We start from the raw sequence: 26,119 nt of genomic DNA, 5'->3' as shown, positions 1-26,119 counted from the left end.
CACAACCCAAAGCAGTTTCCTCACCAAAGAATAGGAAAAATAGCTTACGGTGAGAACTGCAGCACCCAGTGCCAGAAAGAGGGAAATTGGCTCAATAAATTCAGGGAAGGGCCACGGCAGCCGGTACTGCCAGTACATCAGCGCGATTTTGGAGACGGGGACACATCCTGCTGCGAAAGCAAGCGCCGGGACGCTCGCATATCGAGGGCGTACTTTAAAATTCATGCTATCCATAAATGCCCGCTGTTGGCCGTTAGCTGAACAAATATTCGTCGGCAAATGGAATCATGCCGGCTTCATGCCTTAGTCTGCCACTTGACATCTTTCGGGGATAATCCGAAAAATTGCACCAGCAGCGTAACTGCTGAATGGACATGGCAGGAGGCATCCACATATAGAGCTGTTAGTCCCGATGGGCTGTTGTCGTGCCTCATGATCAAAACCGTCCCCACTCCATCAATTTGTACATAGGCCCCCTCGAACCAGTCGAGGTCATCTTTATCTCTAAAGATGGTGGCATCAGTATCAACGATTAGCTCAACTGGAGTGCGCAGGGTAGCGATGATAGGTTTGCAGTCCCCACTCGGCCATACAAGGCCAGTCTGTTTACTCACTTGAGCCGCCCACCTATCAAAGAGAAAAATGAAATACCACAGGCAATACAAAGGCCCGCTTCTGGCCGATAGCGGACGATCTGAATAGCTCAGTGTACGATATTATTGCTTTAATGGCAAGCAAGGAGTTTGTTATGGGTTCAAGCCTGATGTTGGATCGCAATACAAAACTATCAGGGCATCACTACAAAGAACGCAGAAAAAACCATGCCATGACTAATTTTTCTCTACATTCAGGCGCAAGTCAGGGTTGCCGGCAAAGCTCGATTGAATACGGGAATCAGTGGCATACCGTTTAACGAGCTTGCAGAACACACATCCGGAGTGATCCGCCGAGGTATCCCCGAGTGCGATCAGATAGCGGCAGCGGCAACGCGGGCAGGTATGCAGCGCCAACTGCGATGAATGGTGGGTCCAAATGCCCTCTACGCTAGCGATCAGCTCGAAAGCTCGGTCAAACGAAATGCTGGACCGGCCAGTCCATCGCTCTCGATACATTTTATAGGCGTACACCATGGCCTTGCGTGCCGAGCATGCATGTTGCGTACGCAGGAAATGAAAAATAGTAGCGATCAGTGACGCCTCGGCACGTTGCACCACGGTCGCCATGTGGTACCAATCCTGCGAGCTAGGCCATCGACCGCCGGTGGCCGCCCGGTCATTGTAGAAATATTCCCGTAGCAGTGATGCACTCAATCCGGTCAAATAGGCGACGGTTTTCATGCGCGCGCCCTGTTCGACGCAGGATTTGGCAAGCTGCAGGGCCTGAATGTGTCGCTCAGCATGTTCGTACGCCATACGTCACCTATGCAACGCGCGCACGGGCCGCAGTGGCCTGGCTGGCACGCGATGGTCCGCGGGTTGCATCCGTATCCACAGCGCCGACCCGGCACAACGTCATGGCTAATACGGGCGGCGTTTCAAGGAGAGTTTTAAAATTACCTATCGGCTTAAACAAGCTTTCATGCGACATGCTAGCGGCAAGCTGCTGCAAGGAGTCCACGCTCATTGCGGCCAGCGTCTCGGCGGAGGCAGTGTCGAGGTGAAAAGTGCAGCAAGTGGCAAGGGGGTCTTGCTTCAGACCCACCTGGATAGTGAGTAAGTAATTTAAGTTGAGGTACTGCACGTCCGTGTATCGAATCGCGTCTTCCATGGTCCACCCCGCTTTGCCCCGCTACGGCGGGGCGTGGTCATTCATCCGGTTTCCGCTGTGCACATCTGCCACGTCGGTCAACGAATGGGCGAAGTCATGGGTAAGAGGACCGCGCGCGACGGCAATAGCACATTAAAAAAAGACTACTCCGCAAAATTTCAAAGGTCAATAGCAACTGCTAATCGAATAAAAATATTTATATGCATTTTAGCAAAATTTTACTAGAGGAAATGCGATTCCCAGCCTAAAATCAAACTCTACCCGATAAAAATCTACTCGTAACAACTGCTACAAATAATCTACAAATAAATCAAAGTCTCTCACTTTACCCCTGCATGGAGACAAAAATCGTGACAATAAGCAATAACATCCCGCTTACCAGAGAGGCCGTGCGCGAACTGGACATTGATATCGTCCCTGGTGTGCGGCAACGCCTCATTGCAGAACTCGACAGGCGGGGAATACATCCTGGACAACGCGAGCACTTCCTGAGCCAGATTACCGGCCGAGCCCTGCAAACAGTGGCGCGGTGGATCGATGAAGAAAAACCAGGTCTCCCCGATCTCAAATCCCTCGCCATTGTCTGCCTTCAGTTCGACATGGATGCGAACTGGATCCTGGGATTGACATCGCATCGTCTCCCGTTCCCCAAGCAACAACTATCGCCACGGGTTCAGGAACAGATGTACGGTGATGAAGAGCCCACCTTTGACTGGATCGGTCACATGCTCGGGCAAACCGCATCGTTCACCGGCCCCAATCAAGTAGGAGTGATGAAAGGAGATGACATGGCTCCGCTCATCCATGATGGCGCCCCATTTTTTTTTGATGCGACGGTCCATGAGGTGGAGGTCAACGGAATCTATCTATTGGATTACCAAGGCAGGCGCCTTGTGCGACACATTGAAATCATCGTGGGAGAAGGCCTATTACTTCGTTGCGAAAACCAACGCTACAACTCAACTCTTGTGAAAATATCAAAAGCAATGCTTACCCTGAAAATTGTAGGACGTGTTAAAGCCGCCATTAATATCAATCGTTTTTGACGTATCAAGACTCGCATCATGTTTCATTGAGCGAAATTCCCCGGTAGCCAAGCTACCGGGGGAACCCAATCGTCGTGGTGTTAGATTTCATGCCACGCTACTTTGCTTCAGCGACCTCGCTCCACTCCTTAAGCGAAAATTCGAGCATTTTTCCACCAAACTCCTCAAATTCAGTGGCGCGATCATAAGCATCCACTTCTTGCGAGTAGCCTGTCACCGCATTGAGCAAGCCGTAGCCGTTCAGCTGCTGTTCCGCAATCAAATGGCGTAATACGCCGGCACGCTCCGCCTCGTTCATTACGAAGCGATTCGCTAGCACCTCCACAGATTTCACCGGATCGCCCGTCAATGCGATGCCCATGGTCTTGCGCATCTTCTCCGATATCAGTTGAAAGGTCGTCTCCGATACAGCGGTCTGCACCATGTCCCGCGCTTTCAAAAAGATCGCGCGATCTTCGGCCTCGACTGTGTCATCTTGCAGTACGACGTCATCACCACACTCCAGTAAACGCCCAGCATGGTTTTTTCGCATCGAGCGCTCACAAGCGATGAGCCCGTTGCTGCATTTCAGCCGATAAATCAACGGGTCCACGCGCAGCCGCCCCACCCCGATCTCCGAATTACTGACGACGACGCCGGCCTGCAATATGTCTCCTGGCACGACCTCATGCGTCACCTCGGCACTCACGACCTTCAAATACATCTTGGTTTCGGTCAGCTCCACCGACTCAAAACGGGCACCGGGCAGTTTAAGCAAGATCGGTAAAATGCTGTGGGCCAAATCGATGTTGTCGAGCCGACGGAAGCGCGACGACAAGAATGCCCTGGCCCGACCCGCCATGGTCCGCACCATATAGCTATCTGTGGCATTGATTCTGAGCCACGCATTGATGTTGTCATCGAGCAGTTGGGTATCAAACGAACGCATGCGCTTGAAGTACGGCAACGGTATATCCAGTTTCCTTGCCAGCTGCGCGCAGGCAAAATCGTTCATCAGGTATCGCTTCTTGCCATAGGGTTCATCAATGACGAGATTGCACTGCCCTGCCGCCGTCGTCTCGCTTACCAGCTTCGTCGCCGGCACGATCATGTCCTTCTTGAGCGCTGCCTGCCGCTCAAGTTCGATGACGAGTTGTTCCAAAGGACGTCCTGTTTTCATCACAACCTCCATGAAAAAAGCGGGCGATGCAGCTCCCTGGCGGGAGTGCATCCCCGCAGGGTCAAGCACGCGGAATTCACTGACTTCCACGTGGGCGCACTATTGCGCCAACATGCGGCGCCCAAACGGCCACCGCGCCACATCTACTGTTTTGCTCTCGGGACTTCACGCCGCATGACGCGCGCGGTGTGAAATCTTCAGTAACACCTCGGCCCAATCGGCGCCAGCCGACTTCGGCACAAACACCTCGGCCGATCTCCCTGTCCTTCCTGCATGAGATTTCAGGTAGCGACGCGCAAGGCTATAAGCCGCAGCCTGCCCATCAAAAAATGCATTCGCATCGTTGTCAGCATAAATTCGTAGGCGTTTGACTGTTTCCGGAATCCATAGCTTTTCCAGGTTCCCGGCACTCATCCCCGCCCACACTGGCTGATGCGAACGTTTCATGACCGCCAGCGCGGTCTCGATGCCTTCACACACAGCCAATTCGTCTGAGGATGGCGCCAGACGAATGGCAGCGCCACCTATGCCAGCACACAGCAGCTTCTTGACCGCGCATTCGCGGGCCTTCTCGCCATTGCTCAAATACGTGCGATGCAACGACACCGTGCGCCCGCTCTTGTCCTGTACGCAGGCCACCATGGCAGGGTACCGCCGAACCACAACGGCTTGACCAGTGAGCACATTGCGCTCGTAGTAACCCAACGCAGGATGCATGCGCAGCGTCGATGGGTACCGCTCCAGGTTGATGCCCCGGTTCCACAAATACCTGTCCACTGCATCTCCGGGTGTCACTGGCACTGTTTCGGCCAGAATCCTCCGAATCAGGCCATCCCGTTCTGTACGCGAGTCCTGTGGCAGCGAGATCGCCTCCCTCGGCGCAGTCATACCAAGATGGCCTTCTACCCTGCTCAGCGCGTCAACAGCACTAAGCCCCAAGCAGCCCATTAGCAATTTAAATCCGCCACCGGCGCCGCAGCCACGGCAAACATAATTGCCGTGGCCAAACTTGTCCGTGTATTGAAACCGGTCTGTGCCGCCGCAATCACCCAATGGGCACGGCTGATTGCGTTGATTGAGCACTTTCGCGTCCACGCCCAGCGCCAGCAGAATTTCCGTCCATCGCCCAAACGCGCGCTGCTTAACCTGCTGAAAACGCGCGTTAAATTCCTCGTTTCTGATCATGTTGACCTCCCCAGGTCAGGCCCCAAGAAAATTTGCCTTCGCACGGGTAGGCTACGCGGCGTGCGAACAGCCACCCGTGATCCATGGCAACGCCAACTTCCCCAGACAGCAGTTCGCTTACAGTAATGGACATCGCTCTCCTATCCGGACGGCCACGCTGTGGATCAACCTGAAAACCACCCGGCACTAAGGACAAGCGTATTGACCGCAGTTCTTGACCGAGGTAAAAAACACGACCTGCCTTCCCCACAACAATCTCGCTTTCCTTGATTCTGTAAATCAACTCGTCGATGTCCCGTACCCGACAGAAGCGAACGGAAGGGAATGCAGCGGTAATGAAGGCATCAAGCATGGCGCCCTCCCTTCGTATTTACCTGGCGTCCAGACTTACCGCCATGGCCACTCAAATATTCCTCACCGTCCTCTGCAATCAGCGATGCAAAAAGATCGGACTGATGGAGCTTGATCTGCTCATTCATCCATTGTGGATTTTTGAATAAGTTCTCGGAAATCCAGTCTGGCTTTGTCAGTACCGCTTGGCGGGCCCACTCGGGGTAGTCCTGCAGCGCAGTCATAAACCAACGGCACAACTGCGAACCAATCCAATCGCGCACCTCCTGCGCATCGATGGCGCCGATGAATGGCAGCTGCGACAACGGACTGCCGCTCACCACCTTCATGCAATTGACGAAGGAAAACGGCTGCCTATCACGAACCGGATCCGTAAACACCCAACGGACCAATTCAAATTTCTCATCCAGTGGCGTGCGCGGGTCGCTGAGCAAACTTACTTTGCGCAATAGCCACCAGTGCAATGCCACCAGCTCCTCTTCTGAAAATTCAATCGCGTCATCATTCGTTTCGCGCGCGGGTACCTTGCTCACAGGTGCGCGCGGCGCGGCGCGATGGAAGGAAGTGTCCCTATCCTGGGGGACGCGACAATAGTTGATCTGAGATCTGCTCATGATTGCCTCGCACAAGAAAAAGAGACGAGGCAAGTCCCTCCCGGGATGCATCGTCCCAAAGGGGGAAATAGATCATCCGGTTGCTGCGACGCACCGGAACTTCAATTGACTGGCTTGATACTGTCGGCTGATGCCGTTTCGGCGGGGATGCCAGCTACCGTCCTGAAAACGCATGCAAAGTGCTTTGACGTAACGGCGCGGTGCGCGTGGCGCGTCAAAACACTCTCGTTATTCAGGAACACGGACGTCACGCCTGGAAACAGGAGACGGTCCAACCGGTGCTGCGGCGCGCTGGGCGCAATTGATCAGGCTTGCCAGACGATGCAGGGCTAGCTGCTGCGATATAACTTTAGGTCGCCCTCCCCGGGCTGTCAACACAGGTTCGACGAAAAATGCTTCCGGCAAATCCACCGGCACCGGGATCACGCAGTGGCGTACGCATCCTTAAGGGTATCGACGTATCCGAATGGCGAACACAGTACCCGCAAATACGCTTCCAAAGCTCCGCGCATTCCTCTTGAATCAACAGGATGGTGAGTACACCATGTTATGTAGCCCAATGGGCATTTTCGAGGACATCACCATGAACTACCCAGCTCCCACCCATTTAATCGTCACGCGTGATTATGGCGAAACCAACAGGAAGTTGCTGGCCAAAGAGGCCGCCGCCGATCTGACACGCGTCGAATCAGCGAGCCGCAAGGTCAATATCTCGCTCGCCAGTCCGGAAGGCAAGCGTTTGTACTTGCGCTGCTTCTACGTATCACAAGCGAATTTCCATTTTATTTCCGTCTTTGCCAGGATGAAATTACCAGCCGAGGATGTCGATCAAGTGGAGCAGGAATTGCGCACCATGCTTGACGCGCGCATTGCCCTTGCCAACCAGCGGATCGTCGCCTTCGAGAAACTATGCCATCAACATGGCATCCACGAACTGGCCAGCTACGACATCGAACCTCTCGCCCTCGAAGCAAAAGTCTTTTCCATGTTTGGCCGGCGTTTACTGGAATTGATCAGCAAAGTCGACCAGCTCATGCCCATGCTCGAAACCTTGTGCATTGACGAGGTGCTCTCGACAAGCCAGCTCATCACCGAAAAATCGCAGATCAAGAAAACCGTACGAGCGGTCACCGCTACCACGCGCGCGCTATCCCTCGGCCTGCTCAAACGCATCAATGCACTGCCAGCATCCGAGCGCAAGCCCACCGCACCGAGCAGCCTCCCCTCCCAGGGCGATGATTCAGCCACCTCTCCAGCGTTCACCGGAGTGACGCAACGAGCAGACCATCCGGCACCAAATCCGGCCCCTGAGCAGGTTTTAAGCACTCCAGTCGCCCCATTCAGCGAAGAGGTTCCGGCAAGTCCCTGACGAGCCTTACAAGCCTTCCTACCCGCATCCCGGATAGGAAGTCTATCCCCCAACCAACCGGCACGGAGGAAGCCATGTGCCTTAAGATGTTACTCTGCAGTGAAGCGCCTGCGGCACCGGCATGGTGCCTAGCAGCGATGGAAGTCGCATTTGGTCGGTCCTATCGGGTGGAGCCAAGAGGCGACAGCATGTTGGCTCTGGAGACGCCGCAACGACACAGCGGCATAGCAATCATGGTGATTGAGCAGGCAACCAGGTTCGACCCGCATGATGTCCGGCGCCTGATCGAATGGTGCCATGTCCACGACAAGGTGTTGTTCGCATGCGGAGTGTTAACGGAGGACGAGCGGGAATCCTACGGATTGAACCATTGCATCGAATTGGATGTCATTGCCACACATGCACCGCTCTGTATTCAATGGACTTCCTGCGCCGGCACGCTTCACCTTTTCGAAGAGATGTTCGTGCCAACGCTGAGAGCCGTCCAGCGCACTTCTCATCTCTATTGCTCCGGGCTACGATGCCAGCACCATCGCAGTAGAGACACAACAGGAACGCAGCGGACATGGACACCTCGCCAGGGTCCTGAGCGCAGGAAATGTCTCACAGGCCGTTCCCATGCCATCTCTTTTCCACAGGGTGACAATCCATCGGCCACACGCCACTAACAGCGGCCACCGCGCCTTCACGCAATTGCCGTGAAATACCACCGAAATATGCCGGTTTTCAACTTGATGCCCAGGATCAGCGCGGCCACCATGGAGCAGGATGATTCGTCATCCGTCATCGATCATGGAGACAGCTCATCATGAAATATATCCCCCCTTCGAACCATTCGCCGTTTACCAACTTGATGCACCCTGCCATTGGCCTGCGAACATTTGCCGGCAATCTCAAACGCCAGCGTCGGTCTAGCCCGAAAACCGGCCGCTCTCCTCGCGCAGTACGTGTCTTGACCGAGAGCGAACTCAATGTACCTGGCCGGGTTCTCATTAAACGCCGCCAGCTCTTACAAAAAGTGCCGCTATGCGAGCGCACTATCCTAAACCTTGAAAAAAGCGGGCAATTTCCCCGGCGTTTTACTATTACCTCGCGCCTAGTTGCCTGGGACCTCAACGAGGTGGATGCATGGATCGCCGAACAGCAGACGGCCGCACGTCTGCCTGGCGTGCCGCAGGCACACCCAGTGCCACGCAGCCCTTCCAGGTAACACCCTAATCTCTCTGCGTTGTCCAGGCGTCGATCATGTCTGCCCACTCCTGCAGCATGGTCCGGCGCTGAACCGCGTATTCAGCCTTGTTGTAGACGGCTCGCACGCCCCTCTGCTCGTGGGCGAGACATTTTTCGATCCAATCGGTGTTGTAGCCGGCTTCGTGCAGCAGGGTCGATGCTGTTCGCCGTAAATCGTGCGGCGAAAAATCGGCCAGTTGTTTCCCACAGTCTCGTGCCGTGGCACAGACTGACACCAGGATGCGATTGAGCGAAGCACCATTCATCGGCACATCAGGGTCATATCGCGATGGCAAAATGTAAGGGGACGTACCAGCACAGGTGCGTAGCGCGACGAACATATCGAGCGCCTGGCGTGACAGATAGACGTTGTGGGGGTTGCGACGCTTCATCCGCCTGGCCGGAATGGTCCATAGAGCATCGGTAAAATTCACCTCACTCCATGTTGCGTCCGTCAGTTCGGATTTGCGCACCATGGTGAGTAATAGTAATTTGCAAGCCAGACGCAAGGTCGGCGCGCACTGCACGTATTCGATATGTTCGTAGAACAGCGCGATCTCTTCGGCACCCAACGCGCGGTCGCGCGGCTCAAATACGGCAATGGATGAGGGAGCAACCAGATCCGCAGGGTTTTCAACCTTCTGTCCTCTTTGTTCTGCGTACTTAAAGACCAGTTTCACGATATCGCGCACATGCACGGCCGTCGCGGGGGCGCCACGTGCGAGGATGGCGTCGCATACGGAACGCAACTCGTTGTGCGTAATCTCATGCAGCAGGAGACTGCCAAAGGGGCGTTTCAGATCGCGTTCGTACACCGAGCGCCGCATATCCCGCGTCGACTCCGCCATTTTGTACTTTAATAACCAACGTTCGGCCCACACACTAAAAGGCTCTCCATCGGCCAACTGATTGCGCAATTGGGCTTTGAGCCGCGACGGGGACTTGCCTTCCGATTGCGCTTTCTTGGCGTCCTGCAGGCGCTCCCTCGCGTCTTGCAAACTCAAGCCACCGGCGCCGTACCGTCCAAGCACCAAGGTTTCGTATCGGCCATTGACGCGGTAGTTATAGCGAAACGAGATCGTGCCACTGGGAAGGACCGTTGCATACATTCCATCACGATCCGGCACCTTGTAGGCTTTTTCAGCTGGTTTCAGATTTTTCAATTTTGTATCGGTCAGCATGGGCACCTCCCATTCATTCACAAGTCTGTACCGGCACCGGGCGCATTTCAAACAATCAATCACTGAGTACGAAAAAAGTGATATCCACTGCCACTCGCGAGGCCTAGATACCCTCGCCCCGACGAGCTTCCCCGGAACCTAAAATTAACCTTAAAATCAATGACTTGGCATAAAAAAATACCCTCATTGATACCCTCGCCGTGGAAATGACCAGTAAGAACCAAATGTTAAATATTCCCCACGACAATTTGAGTCCCCTTAAAAATACCCACAAAAAAACGTGCTTGGCTCTGCCATGGGTTGCTTGCGTTTGCCAGACAAAATAAAAAAAGCCCCTGAAAAATCAGGGGCTTAGCTGTTGCATTGACCCGGCGTTACCTTACGGTGCCGGACGGGAGATTATTCCCACTCAATGGTCGCCGGCGGCTTGCCCGAAATATCGTAGACGACGCGGTTGATGCCGCGCACTTCATTGATGATGCGGTTCGACACCTTGCCCAGCAGGCTGTGCGGCAGGTGCGCCCAATGCGCCGTCATGAAGTCCTGCGTCTGCACGGCGCGCAGGGCCACCACGTATTCGTAGGTGCGGCCGTCGCCCATCACGCCCACCGATTTGACGGGCAGGAAGACGGCAAAAGCCTGGCTCGTCGCTTCGTACCAGTTGGTCGGCACGCTATCCTGGTCGAAGCCAGGCACCACCACCGGTTCATACGGCGTATTGCGCAGTTCTTCGATGAAGATGGCGTCGGCGCGGCGCAGCAGGTCGGCGTAGTCTTTCTTGACTTCGCCGAGGATGCGCACGCCCAGGCCCGGGCCCGGGAACGGGTGGCGGTAGACCATGTCATGCGGCAAGCCCAGGGCCACGCCCAGTTTGCGCACTTCGTCCTTGAACAGTTCGCGCAACGGTTCGAGCAGCTTGAGCTTCATGGTGTCCGGCAAGCCGCCCACGTTGTGGTGGCTCTTGATGGTCTGGCCCTTCTTGCCCTTGCCGGCCGATTCGATGACGTCCGGGTAGATCGTGCCTTGCGCCAGCCATTTGGCATTGACCAGCTTGCCGGATTCCACCTGGAAGACTTCGACGAATTCGCGGCCGATGATCTTACGCTTCTGCTCGGGGTCGGTGACGCCGGCCAGGTGGCCCATGAACTGGTCTTCCGCATCGACGCGGATGACTTTCACGCCCAGGTTCTTGGCGAACATGTCCATCACCATCTTGCCTTCGTCCAGGCGCAGCAGGCCGTGGTCGACGAAGACGCAGGTCAGCTGGTCACCGATGGCGCGGTGGATCAGGGCAGCGGCCACGGACGAATCGACACCGCCGGACAAGCCCAGGATGACTTCATCGGTACCGACTTGCGCGCGGATCTTTTCCACCGCTTCGCTGATGTAGTCAGGCATGTTCCAGTCCGACTTGCAGCCGCAGATCTCATGCACGAAACGGCCGATCATGGCCTTGCCCTGCACCGTGTGCGTCACTTCCGGATGGAATTGCACGCCGTAGAACTGGCGCTCTTCATCGGCCATGGCGGCGATCGGGCAGCTTGGGGTGTTGCCCATCAGTTTGAAGCCTGGCGGCATTTCCAGCACCTTGTCGCCATGGCTCATCCACACTTTCAGCATGCCGTGGCCTTCGTCGGTGACAAAGTCGGCAATACCGTTGAGCAATTTGGTGTGGCTGCGGGCGCGCACTTCGGCGTAGCCGAATTCGCGTACCAGGCCGTTTTCCACCTTGCCGCCCAGCTGGGCCGCCATGGTTTGCATGCCGTAGCAGATGCCCAGCACGGGCACGCCCAGCTCGAACACGGCTTGCGGCGCGCGCGGCGAATCGCCGTCCAGCGTGGAGTTGTGGCTGCCCGACAGGATCACGCCGGCGGCGCCATAGTTGCGCACGAATTCGTCGCTGACGTCATACGGGAAGACTTCGGAAAACACGCCGGAATCGCGCACGCGGCGGGCGATCAACTGGGTGACTTGGGAACCGAAATCGAGAATGAGGATTTTAGAATGCATGATGGGGACTTTATCTGAGGTCATTACAAAACCGGCGCACTAGGCGCCGGTCTGGTCTGTCGCTACCACAATAGCGTAGCTGGAAAACTGTTCAGGGCAAGGCGCAGTGCCGAAGACAGTACGAATAGTACGGCGAGGCACTGGAACGCAGTCATGGACAGTTTCTCCAGTACGCTTACTCTGAACGGTAGTTAGGGGCTTCTTTGGTAATCTGCACATCATGGACATGCGACTCGCGCATGCCGGCCGAGGTGATTTCCACGAATTCTGCCTTTTCGCGCAGTTCGTCGATGGTGGCGCAACCGCAGTAACCCATCGATTGACGCACGCCGCCCACCAGCTGGAAGATGATCGCCAGCACGCTGCCCTTGTAGGCCACGCGGCCTTCGATACCTTCAGGCACGAACTTGTCGGCCTTCATGGTGGCATCCTGGAAATAGCGGTCGGCCGAACCATCGGACATCGCGCCCAGCGAACCCATGCCGCGGTACGATTTGTAGCTGCGGCCCTGGTACAGGATCACTTCGCCCGGTGCTTCTTCCGTACCGGCAAACATGGAACCCATCATGACGGTCGAGGCGCCGGCTGCCAGCGCTTTCGAGATATCGCCCGAGAAGCGGATGCCGCCGTCGGCGATACATGGCACGCCCGTGCCGGCCAAAGCTTCGGCAACGTTCGAGATGGCGGTGATTTGCGGCACGCCCACACCGGCGACGATACGCGTGGTGCAGATCGAACCAGGACCGATGCCGACCTTGACCGCATCGGCGCCGTATTCCACCAGCGCCTTGGCGGCGGCGGCGGTAGCGATGTTGCCGCCAATCACTTCCACTTGCGGGTACTTGGTCTTGATCCAGCGTACGCGATCGAGAATGCCTTGCGAGTGGCCGTGGGCCGTGTCGACCACCAGCACGTCGACGCCGGCGGCGACCAGCAGGTCGATGCGCTCTTCATCCTTGGCGCCCACGCCGACGGCAGCGCCGACCAGCAGTTTGCCCTGGCTGTCTTTCGACGCGAACGGGTGGGAAGTCGACTTCTGGATATCCTTGACGGTGATCAGGCCGCGCAGTTCAAACGCGTCGTTGACGACCAGCACGCGCTCGAGGCGGTGCTTGTTCATCAGGCGCTTGGCTTCGGCCGTATCGGCGTCTTCCTTGACGACCACCAGCTTTTCGCGCGGGGTCATCTTGGCGGAAGCTTCCGCGTCGAGTTCCTGCTCAAAGCGCAAATCGCGGTTGGTGATGATGCCGACGACTTCCTTGCCTTTGACGACAGGGAAACCGCTGATGCCGTATTGTTCCGTCAGGGCGATCACGTCGCGGATTTTCATGTCCGGCGGAATCGTGATCGGATCGCGCAGCACGCCAGCTTCGAAACGTTTTACGCGGGCCACTTCACGTGCCTGGTCCTTCGGATTCAAATTCTTGTGGATGATGCCGATGCCGCCTTCCTGGGCCATCGCGATCGCCAGACGGGCTTCCGTCACCGTATCCATGGCTGCGGACAGCAAGGGAATATTCAGGGTGATATTGCGGGTCAGGCGAGTTTTGAGGGACGTATCGGCGGGCAGAACGTTGGAGTAGGCTGGGACGAGCAGCACGTCATCGAATGTGAGTGCTTTTTGAAGTAGACGCATAGCATTTCCTATTGGCGCAAAAGCAGATTATACAGAAAAAAGCGCCCTCCGTCCTTGCAGCATAGAAAAGATATTTAAAAATGGCAAAAAAATGACCCTCGCCATGTAGCGGCCAGGCAAGCACCGCCCTCAGGCCTTGGCGGGCTTGCTGCCAGCGCGGCGCCGGCGCGCTTCTTTCGGGTCCGCCTGCAGGGGACGATACACCTCCACCCGGTCATGCTCGTGCAATACGGTATCCAAAGGCTTCTTCTTGCCATAGATGCCCACCATATTGATGGCCAGGTCGATGCCGGGGATGGCCTGCAGCAAGCCGCTCTGCGTCACCGCCTGTTCGATGGTGGTGCCGGCGGGCACCGTCAAGGTACGCAGGAAACTGCTATCCGGCAAGGCGTAACAGACTTGCACCTGAATGCTGGCCTCAGCCATACACGGTCTCCGCGCGCTTGCAAAAGGAATCGACCATGCTGTTGGCGATCATGCCGAAGACGGGGCCGATGATCTGCTCCAGCACGCGGCTGGAAAATTCGTAGTGCAGGTCCAGTTCGATCTTGCAGGCATCTTCGCGCAGAGCCTTGAAGGTCCACACGCCGTCGAGGGTCTTGAAAGGACCGTCCACCAGCTTCATCTTGATGGAAGTCGGCGGCACGTTCTCGTTGGACGTGGTGAAGCTTTGACGCACGCCGTGGTAATGTATGCCCACGCTGGCGACAACCGTGTTCTCGCCCCGCTCGCGAATCTCGACCGCACCGCACCAGGGCAGGAATTTGGGATAATCCTCCACCGCCGCCACCAGCGCGAACATTTGTTCGGCGCTATAGCCGAGAAAAACTGATTTATGTACTACTGCCATTGAAGAACCATTTGCTATGATGTTGGATACATTTGATTTTATCGCGCTTGCGCGAGACAGTAGTTTAACCGACCCGCGCACATTTACCATCTCATGACCATAGCAGACAACAGAAAAGCCTTCCACGACTACTTTATCGAGGATCGCTACGAAGCGGGCATCGTACTGGAAGGCTGGGAAGTCAAAGCCATCCGCGACGCCCGCGTACAAATCAAGGAAGCCTACGTCGTCGTCCGCGGCGATGAACTCTTCCTGTTCGGCGCGCATATCAGCGCCCTGCCGACCGCCTCCACCCACATCCACCCGGAAGCGGTGCGCACGCGCAAGCTGCTGCTGCACCGCGCGGAAATGGATAAGCTGATCGGCAAGGTGGAACGCTCCGGCTACACCCTGGTGCCGCTCAACCTGCACTACAAGGGCGGCCGCGTGAAATGCGAAATCGGTCTGGCCAAAGGCAAGAAACAGCACGACAAGCGGGCGGCGGAACGCGACCGCGATGGCGCGCGCGAAGTACAGGCGGCAATGAAGTCGCACCGCCGCTGATCCGGCACTGCGCGCAGCATGCTGCGCCGATACCAGCAAGCCCGGCTATATGCCGGGTTTTATTTTGCCGATTGCCTGCGGCCAGCGGAAAAACTCAGCGCGAGGGGAATAAAACAGGGAAAGAAAGAGATATAGCGGGAGAAAGACTGGTATTGGCGAAAATACCGTGGAAATACGGCGATATGCATCAGCTTGGCCTGCCTGGCCCAAGACAACAGTAAAGTTCCGGATGCTTGCGTGCTGCCTGGTATTACCCCTGCACGACTCCACAGGACAAGCATCCGAATGAACGGTTTTTTACGCCTTCAGAATCAAACCTTCAGCAGATCACGCGACTTGCCCGAATCGGTCCACTCCTTGACCCATTTCGGTTGACGGCCACGGCCAGTCCATTGCTGCGTCGCGTCGTCCGGATTGCGATAGCGTACGGCAACCGTGCCGGTTTTAGCGCGGATGCCCGTACCAACCAGGTCTTTTACGGAAACGCCGACGCTCTGGGCAATCGCCAGTATTTGTTCGCGCGCCTTGGACAGATCGTCCTGTTCGCGTTTCTTCATTTGCTTCTTGATGTCGTCCTGCAAGGTGCGCAGTTCGGACAGGGATAAGCTGGACAGATCCATGATATTTCCTTGTGTGAGTTGAAAAATATAACTGAACAGTTAAATTCTATCCAATTGTAACGCGACTGAGGTGATTTTTTCTAAAGATTTGATTGTTTTTTACAATTCTTTTACCAAAAAACCGACTCCCCCGGCTTTCAAGCGATGTAAATCATCAATCAAGGAGGGAACAGCGCACATGAACCGTCTGCGCAAGTACCTCTACCCCTGCCTGGTGCGGTGGCGATGCAATACAGCGCCATCGGCCGCATTTATTCTGCAGTAATTTTTGTTTCATTGCAATTTATAGTAATTCTAAATAACAATTCAAAAATAGACATGGGCCAATACTATCGCCCATCGCCCATCGCATCCAACCCGATCCCGACATCCGCACCGGACATCGGCGCAATCATCACCATGCATGCGCGGCAGATTTTACGCCATTCAAAGAAATCAGCGCCGCACGACAGCACATAATCCCGAAAGTGCGCACAGCATAGCATGAAGAAAATATTTTCAGCGTTACGCATTCACCTGCAGATACTCCTTCCCGGCTGCTGCCAGATAATCATGGCGGCGCAAATGCAAACTGCCCGCTATACAGCGGGCAGTTTGGACAACAAACATGCTACGGATTTGCTATTCACCCAAGCGGCAGGCAATCAAGGAATGGCCACGCCGCTTTTCGGTTTCTGCGTTTTTACCACCTGCATCGCCGTAGCGATCAAACCGCTCATATCGCCCAGATTGGCCGGTACGATAATCGAGTTATTCGTTTTCGCCAATTGCGCGAAGGCGCCCACATACTGCTCGGCCACTTTCAGGTTGACGGCATCTTCACCACCGGGCTCGCGGATGGCGGCGCCCACCTGGCGCAACGCTTCGGCGCTGGCCTGCGCCAGCGCGACGATGGCCGTGGCCTGGCCCTCGGCGCGGTTGATCGATGCCTGCTTCTCGCCTTCCGAACGGGCAATATTCGCTTCCCGCTCGCCGCTGGCGATATTGATCTGCTCCTGCTTGCGCCCTTCCGAGGCGGCAATCAGCGCGCGCTTTTCGCGCTCGGCCGTAATCTGCGCCTGCATCGCATGCAAAATTTCCTTGGGCGGCGTCAAATCCTTGATTTCATAGCGCAATACCTTGACGCCCCAATTCGCCGCCGATTCATCGATGGCATTCACGATGGCCGTATTGATATGGTCGCGCTCTTCAAATGTCTTGTCGAGTTCCATTTTACCGATCACCGAACGCAAGGTCGTTTGCGCCAGTTGCGTAATGGCGGCAATATAATTCGACGAGCCGTATGAAGCACGCATCGCATCGGTAATCTGGAAATACAGAATACCATCCACCTGCAATTGCGTATTGTCACGCGTAATGCACACCTGCGGCGGCACGTCGAGTGGAATCTCCTTAAGCACGTGCTTGTAAGCGATACGATCAACAAAAGGCACGACAATATTCAGGCCAGGCCCCAATACCGCATGGAACTTACCCAAACGTTCCACCACCCACGCATGCTGCTGCGGCACCACATTGACCGTCTTGAAGACAAATACCAACGCCAGCAATAACAAGATCAGCGACATGCTTCCGATACTTACTTCCATAATCTATTCTCCAGGTTATCCAACAATCAAACGGCTTCCACGCACGGCACGTATCGTGTAATGACCGGCCTGCGTATCGCTGCCGGGTATCAGTTCCACATCCCACAAGGCGCCGCGATACATGACGCGCGCCACGCCATCGACCCAATGCGCGACCGCCACGCTTTGGCCGATATCCAGATTCACATTCGGATCCTGCGCCGCATCGCGCCGCCCCGCCCTGCCAAAACGGCTGCGCCGCAATAACAGCGTAGCCGCCACGCCGACCACGGCGGCCGTCAAGGCCTGCCAACTGCCATTTCCGCCGGCCAGCGCCACCAATCCTCCGGCACTGATGCCGATGGCGATCATCAGCAGATAAAACGTGCCCGTGAACAGCTCCAGGATCAATACCGCGCCAGCCGCTACAAACCAGCCTACCCATTCAGCCATGATGCCTCCATCTTTGTGAATCCAAAATAAAAAACCCCGCAGCCTATATAAGCGACGGGGTTTAATGCGCTGTACTGCCTGATATTATTCTTGCCAAACACCTATATACAAGCAGTCTAACGCAATTCCAGATGACGTCAATAGCCGGGGGCGAATTAGCGCCGCCAGACCAGCCAATTATTCCTCGAGCAGGCTGCGCAGCATCCACGCCGTCTTTTCATGCAGATCGAGGCGCTGCGTGATCAGGTCGGCCGTCGGCTGGTCATTGGCTTTTTCCAGCAGCGGGAACAGGCGGCGCGCCGTGCGCGCGGTCGCTTCCTGCGCCGCCACCAGGTGGCTGACCATGTCCAGGGCCGGCGGCACGCCGTCGATTTCCTTGATCGAAGCAAGCTTGACGAATTCCTTGTAGGTGCCGGGCGCCGGATAGCCGAGAGCGCGGATACGCTCGGCGATCAGGTCCAGCGCGGCCCACTGCTCCGTGTATTGCGTCATGAACATCAGGTGCAGGGTGTTGAACATCGGTCCCTTGACGTTCCAGTGAAAATTATGGGTCATCAGGTACAAGGTGTAGCTGTCGGCCAGCAGGCCGGACAGGCCTTCCGCAATCTTCGCGCGGTCCGCCTCGGAAATGCCGATGTCGATCTTTGCCACCTTGCTCGGTTTCTTGCTTGCCATGTGAACTCCCGTTTCAATGTATTGGTGGAATCATTTTAGCTGATCTGGCGCAAGCCCATCGGATACTCCCGTGCGCCCCATGGCAGGCATAAAAAAACCCGCTGCCGGGTCAGCGGCAGCGGGTTTTTCAGCGGACGGGAAAGACGCTTACGCTTTCAGCGCAGCGAGCTTTTGCCACGTATCGATCACCGAGTCGGGATTCAGGGACATCGACTCGATACCCTGCTCCATCAGCCAGACGGCGAAGTCCGGATGGTCGGAAGGCCCCTGGCCGCAGATGCCGATGTACTTGCCGCGTGCCAGGCAAGCCTTGATGGCCAGGGCCAGCAGGGCTTTCACGGCAGGATCGCGCTCGTCGAAGTCGGCGGCCAGCAATTCCATGCCGGAATCGCGGTCCAGGCCCAGGGTCAGCTGGGTCAGGTCGTTCGAGCCGATCGAGAAGCCGTCGAAATGGTCGAGGAACTGGTCGGCCAGGATGGCGTTCGACGGTACTTCGCACATCATGATGACGCGCAAGTCGTTCTCGCCGCGCTTCAGGCCATTTTTCGCCAGCAGGTCGATGACTTTCTCGGCCTGGCCCAGGGTACGCACGAATGGCACCATGATTTCCACGTTCGTCAGGCCCATGTCGTTACGCACGCGCTTCATCGCTTCGCATTCCATGTTGAACGCTTCGGAGAAGTCTGCCGACAGGTAGCGCGCCGCGCCGCGGAAGCCCAGCATCGGGTTTTCCTCGTCCGGCTCGTAGCGCGAACCGCCGATCAGCTTCTTGTACTCGTTCGACTTGAAGTCGGACAGGCGCACGATGACTTTCTTCGGCCAGAACGCGGCGGCGATGGTGGCGATGCCTTCGGCCAGCTTGTCGATATAGAACGCCTTCGGCGAAGCGTGGCCGCGCGCCACCGATTCCACGGCCTTTTTCAGGTCGGCATCGATGTTCGGGTATTCGAGGATCGCGCGCGGATGCACACCAATATTGTTATTGATGATGAATTCCAGACGCGCCAGGCCCACGCCCGCATTCGGCACGGACTGGAAGTCGAACGCCAGCTGCGGATTGCCCACGTTGAGCATGATCTTGGTGTCGAGCTTCGGCAGTTCGCCGCGCGACACTTCCGATACTTCCGTTTCCAGCAAGCCATCGTAGATCTTGCCTTCGTCGCCTTCGGAGCACACGACGGTGACAAAGGTGCCGTCTTTGAGCACGTCGGTCGCGTCGCCGCAGCCGACGACGGCCGGCACGCCGAGTTCACGGGCGATAATTGCTGCGTGGCAAGTACGGCCGCCACGGTTGGTGACGATGGCCGACGCGCGCTTCATGACCGGTTCCCAGTTCGGGTCCGTCATGTCGGCAACGAGCACGTCGCCTGGCTGCACGCGTTCCATGTCGGCCGGGTCGTGAATCACGCGCACTGGGCCGGCGCCGATCTTCTGGCCGATGGCGCGGCCCGACGTCAGCACGGTGCCGGTGCTCTTCAGCTTGAAGCGTTCCTGCACGTCGGTCGCCTTTTGCTGCGACTTGACGGTTTCAGGGCGTGCCTGCAGGATGTACAGCTTGCCGTCGCGGCCATCCTTGCCCCACTCGATGTCCATCGGACGGCCGTAGTGGTTTTCGATGATGACGGCATATTTCGCCAGTTCCACCACTTCGCTGTCGTTGAGCGAGTAGCGGTTGCGCATTTCGACGGGCACGTCGACGGTTTTCACGGAACGGCCGGCTTTCGCTTCGTTCGTGAATTCCATCTTCAGCAGCTTCGAGCCGATATTGCGGCGGATCACGGGCGACTTGCCCTTTTCCAGCATCGGCTTGTGCACATAGAATTCGTCGGGGTTGACGGCGCCCTGCACCACGGTTTCACCCAGGCCATAGCTGGAGGTGACGAAGACCACGTCCTTGAAACCCGATTCCGTATCGATGGTGAACATCACGCCGGCCGCGCCCAGGTCGGAACGCACCATGCGCTGCACGCCCGCCGACAAGGCCACTTCGGCGTGCGTAAAGCCCTTGTGCACGCGGTACGAGATGGCGCGGTCGTTGTACAGCGACGCGAATACCTGTTTCATGGCTTCGAGCACGTTGTCGATGCCGACCACGTTCAGAAAGGTTTCTTGCTGGCCAGCAAAAGACGCGTCCGGCAAGTCTTCGGCCGTGGCCGAGGAACGCACGGCAAACGACATTTCCGTGTCGGAATCGGCCACCAGCTTGGCGTAGAACTGATCGATTTCAGCGGCCAGGCGTGGCTGGAACGGGGTTTCGACGATCCATTGACGGATCTCGGCGCCGGCTTGCGCCAGCGCGCGCACGTCATCGATGTTCAGCCCTTCGAGGCGCTGGGCGATGCGTTCGGCCAGCGGCAAGCCGCCGTTGGCGCTATACGAGAGGAAATCGCGGAATGCCTGTGCCGTGGTGGCAAAGCCACCGGGCACGCGCACGCCGGCTTCCGCCAGTTGGCTGATCATTTCGCCCAGGGAGGCGTTCTTGCCGCCGACGGATTCGACATCCGTCATGCGCAAATGCTCGAACGAGGCAACATACACCGCGTCCTTGTCTTCCTGCTGTTGCGATACTGCGTTGGTCATAATGACACCCTTACTGATGATAGAAATCTTTACGCGCGGCGCACAGACAGTCTTCTTGTTATTCTTGGCGTCGTGCAGCACAATCATACCGTTACAGCCATTTTACCTTGTGCGGCGCAAATTGACGACGCACAATCTCGATCCAAAGACCCATGACACAAGAACCACGCCCTCCTCTGCCCGCCGCGGCCCGCACCGTCTTCTTCGTTTCGGACGGCACCGGCATCACCGCCGAGACCTTCGGCCATTCGGTGCTGACGCAGTTCGATCTGCGCTTCCGCCAGATCCGCCTGCCCTTCATCGACACCATGGACAAGGCCTACGAGGCGGCGCGCAAGATCAACGAAGCCTTCGCCGCCGATGGCCAGCGCCCCATCATTTTCTCCACCCTCGTGAAGAACGACCTGTCGGCCGTGATCCGCAAGTCCAGCGGCATGCACATGGACCTGATCCAGACCTTCGTCGCCCCGCTGGAGCAGGAACTGGGCGTGATGTCGACCCATACCATCGGGCGTTCGCACAACATCGTCGACAGCGAGGAATACAAGAACCGCATCGAGGCGATCAACTATTCGCTGGCGCACGACGATGGCCAGTCGCACAAGAACCTGTCCTCGGCCGATGTCATTCTGGTGGGTGTTTCGCGCTCTGGCAAGACCCCGACCAGCCTGTATCTGGCCATGCAATACGGTATCAAGGCGGCCAATTATCCGCTGATTCCCGACGATTTCGAGCGCGACAAGCTGCCATCGGCCCTGCTGGAATTTAAGAATAAAATTTTCGGATTAAGCATTACGCCCGAACGTTTGTCGGAAATACGCAACGAAAGACGCGCAGGAAGCAAGTATGCGGCGATTGAAAACTGCCGCTACGAGGTCAACGAGGCGGAAAAGATGATGAAACGCGAAGGCATCCGCTGGCTCTCGTCGACCACCAAGTCGATCGAGGAGATCTCCACGACGATCCTGCAAGAGATCAAGCCGAACCGCCGCGAGTATTGACACAAAAAGGTCCGCCGCGTAGCGCAGGCATCAAGTCGAAAGCAAGGTGTCTGCAAGGTGGCCCAGGCTATCGCATGTTGAAGTGGCACTGCCGCTGGCCGAGGTCTTGCCAGTGGCTTGCGCTGGCGGTCTGGCGGTCTGGCGGCGGCCGTCATCGTCGTAACGGTATTGGATTCAGAGCAAAGCAAAACCGCGTGGCCAGCGATGCTTTTACCATGCCGCTTAAGGCTTGCTCTTAAAATATCTTTCGCACTTTCCACGACCATACTCGCTGCTGCAGTCATCCCCGACTGGCCAGTGATCAAAAACTCCCTTTCGAGGTCCCTGACCAAACTACGGTGATCCGGCGTGGCAGGCCAGGTCGCAGCGGGCTGAAAACTCAATCTTTACACTTTCCTATTTATCAAAAATGCATTATTATTTTATTTCTTAAAAGCAAATAAGAGTTCTGCACCGCGCGAACATTATTTTGCTCGATCGCGTTACCACCTAGGCCATCATAGTATGTTTAAACGTAATACCCTTTCCGTTTTTGCTTCAAGCTGCACTATGCTGGCGGCTCTGTCCCTGACCGGCTGCGCTGTCAATAGAGCCACCAGCTCGCTCAGTCCGGGAACCGATCTGAACAGCATCAAAAGCGTCTACGTGGTGAAGTTACCGCAAGACGGGCGCCATATCGACAAGATCATCAAGGCTAATCTGGAAAAGCGCGGCTATGTGGTGACCAACGGTCCTGTATTGGAGGGACCGTACAACGCCGATGTCGCCGTCACGTACGCCGATAAGTGGGTGTGGGATATCACCATGTACATGGTGGAACTGAGCGTCAACTTGCGCGACCCGAAAACCAGCTTCCCGCTTGCCACTGGCAATTCCTTCCATACCTCGATGGCACGCAAGTCGCCCGACGAAATGGTCGATGAAGTGCTGAACAATATTTTTTCCGCCTCGCCGCAGTAAATCCTGCGGTTTGCTGCCTGCGGCAAACCGCGCCGTGTTCACTCATCCACTCCCCATACCATGAAAAAAATTCTGCCATTCCCTGCAGCGCGCCTGCTCGCCATCCCTGTCGTTGCCACTCTGCTGACACTGGGCGGTTGCGCATCACCCGTCACCTATCAGGCAATGGTGCCGGTGACGCTGAAAGTAAGCCAGCAGCACCCACAATCGGTGTCAGTGGCGGCGCTCGGAGGCAGCGACACCGACAGCATGGGTAAATCGCAGATCGACAACGCGGAACTGGCGAAAGCGGTCACCGAAGCGATCAACCAAACCAAGACCTTTTCGCGCGTGGTGCCCGGCAAGGGCGGCGACTACCTGCTGACCGTCAACATCGTCAACGTCGTCCAGCCCAATTTCGGCTTTTCCTTTACTGTGGGCCTGGAAATGGGTTGGACACTGATACGCGCCAGCGACAGCAGCAAGGTATGGCAGGAAGCCATCAAGTCGGAATACACGGCCAGCGCCACCGACGCTTTCGCAGGAACCACACGCCTGCGCCTGGCGACGGAAGGTGCGGCACGTAACAATGTCGAACAGGGCCTGCGCAAGATCGCTGAGCTGAAACTGTAAGTCACCGCACAGCCGGCTTGCCTGGCGGACCTGCCGCTATGCCTCGCTGCCCAGCACCTCCAGCGCCGCCACCAGCCGGTCCAGTTCACCGGTGGTGGTGGTGACGGCCACCGTGGCGCGCACGATGTCGGCATCGCCGACATTGCGCTGCACGGTGAATATGCCAAAGCGCTGCAGCAAGGCTTGCTGCAGATCGCGCGCGCTCATGCCGTCGACGGCGAAGGCGACCAGCGCCGTGCCACGCTTGGCATCGAGCGGCGACAATATGCGCACGCCAGGCAGCTGCGCGGCGCGGCTGACCCAGTAATTGCGCAGCCAGGCCAGGCGTTCCGTCTTGGCCGGCGTGCCGCCCAGGCGCGCATGGAAGTCCAAGGCGGCAGGCGCGGCCAGGATGGCGCCGATCGGCGGCATGCCCATGTGCAGGCGGCTGCGGATATCGTCAAGCGGATAATCGTCGTCGCCACAATGCGGCTCGATCTTGTGCAGCTGCGATGCACGGATATACACGACACCGAGTCCCGCCGGCGCCCCCAGCCATTTGTGCAGATTGAAACCGGCGAAATCGACGCCCATGGCTTGCACGTCCACGTCGAGCTGTCCCAACGCATGGGCGCTGTCGAGCAGCACGTCGATACCGTGTTCGCGCGCCAGTGCCATGATGGCCTGCAGCGGCAGTTGCTGGCCATTGGCCGGCGCCACCTGCGACAGCAGCAGCAATTTCGGCTTGACGGCCTGGCGCATGGCTTGCGCGTAACGGGCGATGATCTCGTCATCGCCGATGGGCAAGCGCAAGGTGACTTGCGTGCTGGTGACGCCACGGCGCTGCGCCAGCCAGCGCATGGCCGTGCGCATGGCCGGATAGTCGAGATTACTCCACAGCACCGTATCGCCGGGCGCCAGGCCGTGGTATTGCGTGATCAGCACCTGCATCGACTCGGTGCCGCTGCGGGTCAGCAGGATCTCGTGCGGCTGCGCATGGATCAGCGCGGCAACGCGGCGGCGCAGGATATCCACATGCGTGCGCGTGAATTCTCCGCGCACGAAGGGACTCAGTTGCTCGTTGGTGTAGCGCACGGCCTGCTCGAAGGCCGCTTGCACGGGGGCGGCCATGGCGCCGAAATAGCCGTGTTCCAGATTGACGATGGCGTCCGGCGGCGCGGGATACAACGCGGCGACCTGGCGCCACCAGGCCTCGTCGCGTGCGGCACCGTCGGCGAGCAAAGGAAAAACAGGATAATCAGGCATGGCTGGCCTCGGTGTGAAAGTGTCAGGACTGGCCCTGGCGCAGCTGTTCGAAGAAGCACACGGCGGCGCAGGCGGCCACGTTCAGCGATTCGATCTGCCCCAGGTGGGGAATGACCACCTGGTGCGTCGCCATCGACAGCAGGTCGTCGGCCACGCCCTGCCCTTCATGGCCGAACAGCCAGGCGACGGGCTGGCGCAGGTCGACGTCGTACAATCGCTGGGTGGCGTAGCCGCTGGTGGCCAGCGTCGCCACCTTGGCGTTCGATACGAGTGCCGCCAGGTCGACGTTTTCAAAGATGTCGAGCACGAAGTGCGCGCCCATGGCCGCGCGCAGCACCTTGGGCGACCAGCAGAACGCCGTGCCGGCACTGCAGTACACCTGCGTGATGCCGGCGGCGGCCGCGCTGCGCAGGATGGAGCCCACGTTGCCCGGGTCTTGCAGGTTATCGAGCAGCACGGCCGACACGCTCAGGGGCTGCGTGACGGCCCGTTCCGGCGTCTCGATGAGGAACATCACGCCCACGCCGTGCTCGACCTGGCTCACCGCGTGGTACAGCGCGTCGGGTAAGCCCAGTACGTGCGCGCGCCGGCTTTCCAGCTGACCGACGATGTCCGCCACTTCGGGGTTCTGCAAGGCGCTTTCGCTGACGATGCACTGCTCCGGCATGCCGCGCAGCTGCAGGTACGACTGGCACAGGTGCACGCCGTCGAGCAGGGTGCGGCCCGACTTGCGGCGCGCCTGGGAACTGCCCGCCAGCTTCAATAAATCCTTGTATTGCGCATTGTCCCGCGAGGTAATCGTCTTCATGCGACCACCTCCTGCCCGCCAAACAGGGCGATCACGTTGCGCACGGGCGCGAACGAGCGGCGGTGCACGGGCGAGGCGCCGTGCAGGTGCAGGCGCTCCAGGTGCAATTTTGTGCCATAGCCCTTGTGCTGGTCGAAGCAGTACTCGGGATAGGCCGCATGCAGGTGCACCAGGGCCGCATCGCGCGCCGTCTTGGCCAGGATCGAGGCGGCGGAAATCGAATCGACCTTGTCGTCGCCGCCGACGATCGCCATGCCGCGCACCGGCATCACGGGGCAGCGGTTGCCGTCGATCAGGGCCAGGGTCGGCACGGTCGCCAGGGCTTCGACGGCGCGGCGCATGGCCAGCATCGACGCCTGCAGGATGTTCAGGCGGTCGATTTCCTCTTCCGACGCTTCGGCGATGGCCCAGGCCAAAGCCTTGGCCTTGATCTGCGGCGCCAGCAGCTCGCGCCTGGCTTCGGTTAGTTTTTTCGAGTCGCGCAAGCCGTCGATAGGCTGGTTCGGGTCGAGGATCACGGCGGCGGCGAAGACGGGGCCGGCCAGCGGACCGCGCCCTGCCTCGTCGACGCCGCAGATGATTTCGTCGAGCGAGAATGGCAAGTCGTCAAACAGGCCGGGATAGATATTTTTCACGTTGAATCTTTAGTTGGTACT

27 protein-coding genes are annotated in these 26,119 nt (G+C 57.6%); 7 read left to right on the top strand and 20 right to left on the bottom strand.

Features of this window, described 5'->3' with window-relative positions; all coding sequences use genetic code 11:
• Positions 1-830 precede the first annotated feature (830 nt).
• Together AC07VH_RS14140 and AC07VH_RS14135 are read right to left on the bottom strand one after the other, a co-directional pair.
• A complete protein-coding gene (locus AC07VH_RS14140) occupies positions 831-1,412 on the bottom strand; it encodes a FlhC family transcriptional regulator (RefSeq protein ID WP_489627819.1) in 582 nt (193 codons plus the stop codon).
• 7 nt (positions 1,413-1,419) lie between these two features.
• Positions 1,420-1,767, bottom strand: a complete 348-nt coding sequence (locus AC07VH_RS14135; RefSeq protein ID WP_489627820.1) for a flagellar transcriptional regulator FlhD — start codon at positions 1,765-1,767, stop codon at positions 1,420-1,422.
• 389 nt (positions 1,768-2,156) lie between these two features.
• Between AC07VH_RS14135 and AC07VH_RS14130 the strand changes: the two genes are divergently transcribed.
• Positions 2,157-2,813 carry a S24 family peptidase gene (locus AC07VH_RS14130; protein ID WP_494789142.1) on the top strand — a complete coding sequence of 219 codons (657 nt, stop codon included), beginning with the start codon at positions 2,157-2,159 and terminating at the stop codon, positions 2,811-2,813.
• Between the two features lie 97 nt (positions 2,814-2,910).
• Here AC07VH_RS14130 and AC07VH_RS14125 read toward each other — a convergent pair whose 3' ends face one another.
• The 4 genes from AC07VH_RS14125 to AC07VH_RS14110 all read right to left on the bottom strand — a co-directional run bounded on the left by AC07VH_RS14125 (position 2,911) and on the right by AC07VH_RS14110 (position 6,122).
• On the bottom strand, positions 2,911-3,972 hold the full coding sequence (locus AC07VH_RS14125; protein WP_494789141.1) for a DUF932 domain-containing protein: 1,062 nt from the start codon (positions 3,970-3,972) through the stop codon (positions 2,911-2,913).
• A gap of 165 nt (positions 3,973-4,137) precedes the next feature.
• Positions 4,138-5,157: a DUF7146 domain-containing protein gene (locus AC07VH_RS14120; RefSeq protein ID WP_489627824.1), complete on the bottom strand. Its 1,020-nt coding sequence runs from the start codon at positions 5,155-5,157 to the stop codon at positions 4,138-4,140.
• Entirely contained in the window at positions 5,135-5,509 is a 375-nt protein-coding gene (locus AC07VH_RS14115) for a hypothetical protein (RefSeq protein ID WP_489627825.1), read from the bottom strand. The genes AC07VH_RS14120 and AC07VH_RS14115 overlap by 23 nt, the downstream gene beginning before the upstream one ends.
• The gene (locus AC07VH_RS14110) at positions 5,502-6,122 is read right to left on the bottom strand and encodes a hypothetical protein (RefSeq protein ID WP_494789140.1); all 621 of its coding nucleotides are present in this window, start codon (positions 6,120-6,122) and stop codon (positions 5,502-5,504) included. The genes AC07VH_RS14115 and AC07VH_RS14110 overlap by 8 nt, the downstream gene beginning before the upstream one ends.
• 583 nt (positions 6,123-6,705) lie before the next feature.
• Here AC07VH_RS14110 and AC07VH_RS14105 point away from each other — a divergent pair.
• Together AC07VH_RS14105 and AC07VH_RS14100 are read left to right on the top strand one after the other, a co-directional pair.
• Positions 6,706-7,491, top strand: coding sequence for a DUF1845 domain-containing protein (locus AC07VH_RS14105; RefSeq protein WP_494789139.1), 786 nt, complete (start codon positions 6,706-6,708; stop codon positions 7,489-7,491).
• 808 nt (positions 7,492-8,299) lie between these two features.
• Positions 8,300-8,701 (top strand): helix-turn-helix transcriptional regulator, encoded by a 402-nt coding sequence (locus tag AC07VH_RS14100; protein ID WP_494789138.1) that lies wholly within the window; start codon positions 8,300-8,302, stop codon positions 8,699-8,701.
• A gap of 4 nt (positions 8,702-8,705) precedes the next feature.
• On the opposite strand, the gene AC07VH_RS14095 is transcribed toward AC07VH_RS14100, so the two are convergent.
• The 5 genes from AC07VH_RS14095 to AC07VH_RS14075 form a co-directional block, all read right to left on the bottom strand.
• On the bottom strand, positions 8,706-9,902 hold the full coding sequence (locus tag AC07VH_RS14095; RefSeq protein WP_489627829.1) for a tyrosine-type recombinase/integrase: 1,197 nt from the start codon (positions 9,900-9,902) through the stop codon (positions 8,706-8,708).
• A gap of 399 nt (positions 9,903-10,301) precedes the next feature.
• A complete protein-coding gene (gene guaA, locus AC07VH_RS14090; RefSeq protein WP_489627830.1) occupies positions 10,302-11,912 on the bottom strand; it encodes a glutamine-hydrolyzing GMP synthase in 1,611 nt (536 codons plus the stop codon).
• Positions 11,913-12,087: 175 nt separating this feature from the next.
• Entirely contained in the window at positions 12,088-13,548 is a 1,461-nt protein-coding gene (guaB, locus tag AC07VH_RS14085) for an IMP dehydrogenase (protein WP_475414226.1), read from the bottom strand.
• 129 nt (positions 13,549-13,677) lie between these two features.
• Positions 13,678-13,974, bottom strand: coding sequence for an RnfH family protein (locus AC07VH_RS14080; protein ID WP_475414227.1), 297 nt, complete (start codon positions 13,972-13,974; stop codon positions 13,678-13,680).
• Positions 13,967-14,398: a type II toxin-antitoxin system RatA family toxin gene (locus tag AC07VH_RS14075; RefSeq protein ID WP_035818194.1), complete on the bottom strand. Its 432-nt coding sequence runs from the start codon at positions 14,396-14,398 to the stop codon at positions 13,967-13,969. The genes AC07VH_RS14080 and AC07VH_RS14075 overlap by 8 nt, the downstream gene beginning before the upstream one ends.
• Before the next feature lie 93 nt (positions 14,399-14,491).
• Here AC07VH_RS14075 and smpB point away from each other — a divergent pair, with 93 nt between their 5' ends.
• On the top strand, positions 14,492-14,941 hold the full coding sequence (smpB, locus tag AC07VH_RS14070; RefSeq protein WP_034784131.1) for an SsrA-binding protein SmpB: 450 nt from the start codon (positions 14,492-14,494) through the stop codon (positions 14,939-14,941).
• A gap of 311 nt (positions 14,942-15,252) precedes the next feature.
• Here the strand turns inward: smpB and AC07VH_RS14065 are convergent, their stop codons facing one another.
• From AC07VH_RS14065 to ppsA, 6 genes are all read right to left on the bottom strand, one after another.
• Complete coding sequence (locus tag AC07VH_RS14065; RefSeq protein WP_010397665.1) at positions 15,253-15,561, bottom strand: H-NS histone family protein; 309 nt, start codon at positions 15,559-15,561, stop codon at positions 15,253-15,255.
• Between the two features lie 329 nt (positions 15,562-15,890).
• On the bottom strand, positions 15,891-16,073 hold the full coding sequence (locus AC07VH_RS14060) for a hypothetical protein (protein WP_494789137.1): 183 nt from the start codon (positions 16,071-16,073) through the stop codon (positions 15,891-15,893).
• A 132-nt stretch (positions 16,074-16,205) separates the two neighbouring features.
• A complete protein-coding gene (locus tag AC07VH_RS14055) occupies positions 16,206-17,150 on the bottom strand; it encodes an SPFH domain-containing protein (RefSeq protein WP_326458630.1) in 945 nt (314 codons plus the stop codon).
• Between the two features lie 15 nt (positions 17,151-17,165).
• Positions 17,166-17,582 (bottom strand): NfeD family protein, encoded by a 417-nt coding sequence (locus AC07VH_RS14050; RefSeq protein WP_475414229.1) that lies wholly within the window; start codon positions 17,580-17,582, stop codon positions 17,166-17,168.
• A 177-nt stretch (positions 17,583-17,759) separates the two neighbouring features.
• The gene (locus tag AC07VH_RS14045; RefSeq protein ID WP_070304020.1) at positions 17,760-18,257 is read right to left on the bottom strand and encodes a Dps family protein; all 498 of its coding nucleotides are present in this window, start codon (positions 18,255-18,257) and stop codon (positions 17,760-17,762) included.
• A gap of 147 nt (positions 18,258-18,404) precedes the next feature.
• Positions 18,405-20,837, bottom strand: coding sequence for a phosphoenolpyruvate synthase (ppsA, locus tag AC07VH_RS14040; protein WP_070221573.1), 2,433 nt, complete (start codon positions 20,835-20,837; stop codon positions 18,405-18,407).
• A gap of 152 nt (positions 20,838-20,989) precedes the next feature.
• Here ppsA and ppsR point away from each other — a divergent pair, with 152 nt between their 5' ends.
• The 3 genes from ppsR (at position 20,990) to AC07VH_RS14025 (ending at position 23,410) form a co-directional block, all read left to right on the top strand.
• The gene (ppsR, locus tag AC07VH_RS14035) at positions 20,990-21,838 is read left to right on the top strand and encodes a posphoenolpyruvate synthetase regulatory kinase/phosphorylase PpsR (RefSeq protein ID WP_475414230.1); all 849 of its coding nucleotides are present in this window, start codon (positions 20,990-20,992) and stop codon (positions 21,836-21,838) included.
• A gap of 648 nt (positions 21,839-22,486) precedes the next feature.
• On the top strand, positions 22,487-22,798 hold the full coding sequence (locus tag AC07VH_RS14030) for a hypothetical protein (protein ID WP_494789136.1): 312 nt from the start codon (positions 22,487-22,489) through the stop codon (positions 22,796-22,798).
• 60 nt (positions 22,799-22,858) lie between these two features.
• Positions 22,859-23,410, top strand: coding sequence for a hypothetical protein (locus AC07VH_RS14025; protein ID WP_494789135.1), 552 nt, complete (start codon positions 22,859-22,861; stop codon positions 23,408-23,410).
• 36 nt (positions 23,411-23,446) lie between these two features.
• Here AC07VH_RS14025 and AC07VH_RS14020 read toward each other — a convergent pair whose 3' ends face one another.
• Genes AC07VH_RS14020 through rnhB form a run of 3 tightly spaced genes read right to left on the bottom strand, consistent with a single transcriptional unit; the run spans position 23,447 to position 26,098 of the window.
• Entirely contained in the window at positions 23,447-24,655 is a 1,209-nt protein-coding gene (locus tag AC07VH_RS14020; protein WP_494789134.1) for an aminotransferase class V-fold PLP-dependent enzyme, read from the bottom strand.
• 22 nt (positions 24,656-24,677) lie between these two features.
• Positions 24,678-25,463 (bottom strand): TrmH family RNA methyltransferase, encoded by a 786-nt coding sequence (locus AC07VH_RS14015; protein WP_475414232.1) that lies wholly within the window; start codon positions 25,461-25,463, stop codon positions 24,678-24,680.
• Positions 25,460-26,098 (bottom strand): ribonuclease HII, encoded by a 639-nt coding sequence (rnhB, locus tag AC07VH_RS14010; protein ID WP_489627834.1) that lies wholly within the window; start codon positions 26,096-26,098, stop codon positions 25,460-25,462. The genes AC07VH_RS14015 and rnhB overlap by 4 nt, the downstream gene beginning before the upstream one ends.
• Between the last annotated feature and the right edge of the window lie 21 nt (positions 26,099-26,119).

Source organism: Janthinobacterium sp. GW821-FHT03C10, assembly GCF_059420865.1.
The sequence above is the reverse complement of the archived record's forward strand: the minus strand, read 5'-3'. Positions and strand labels throughout refer to the sequence as shown.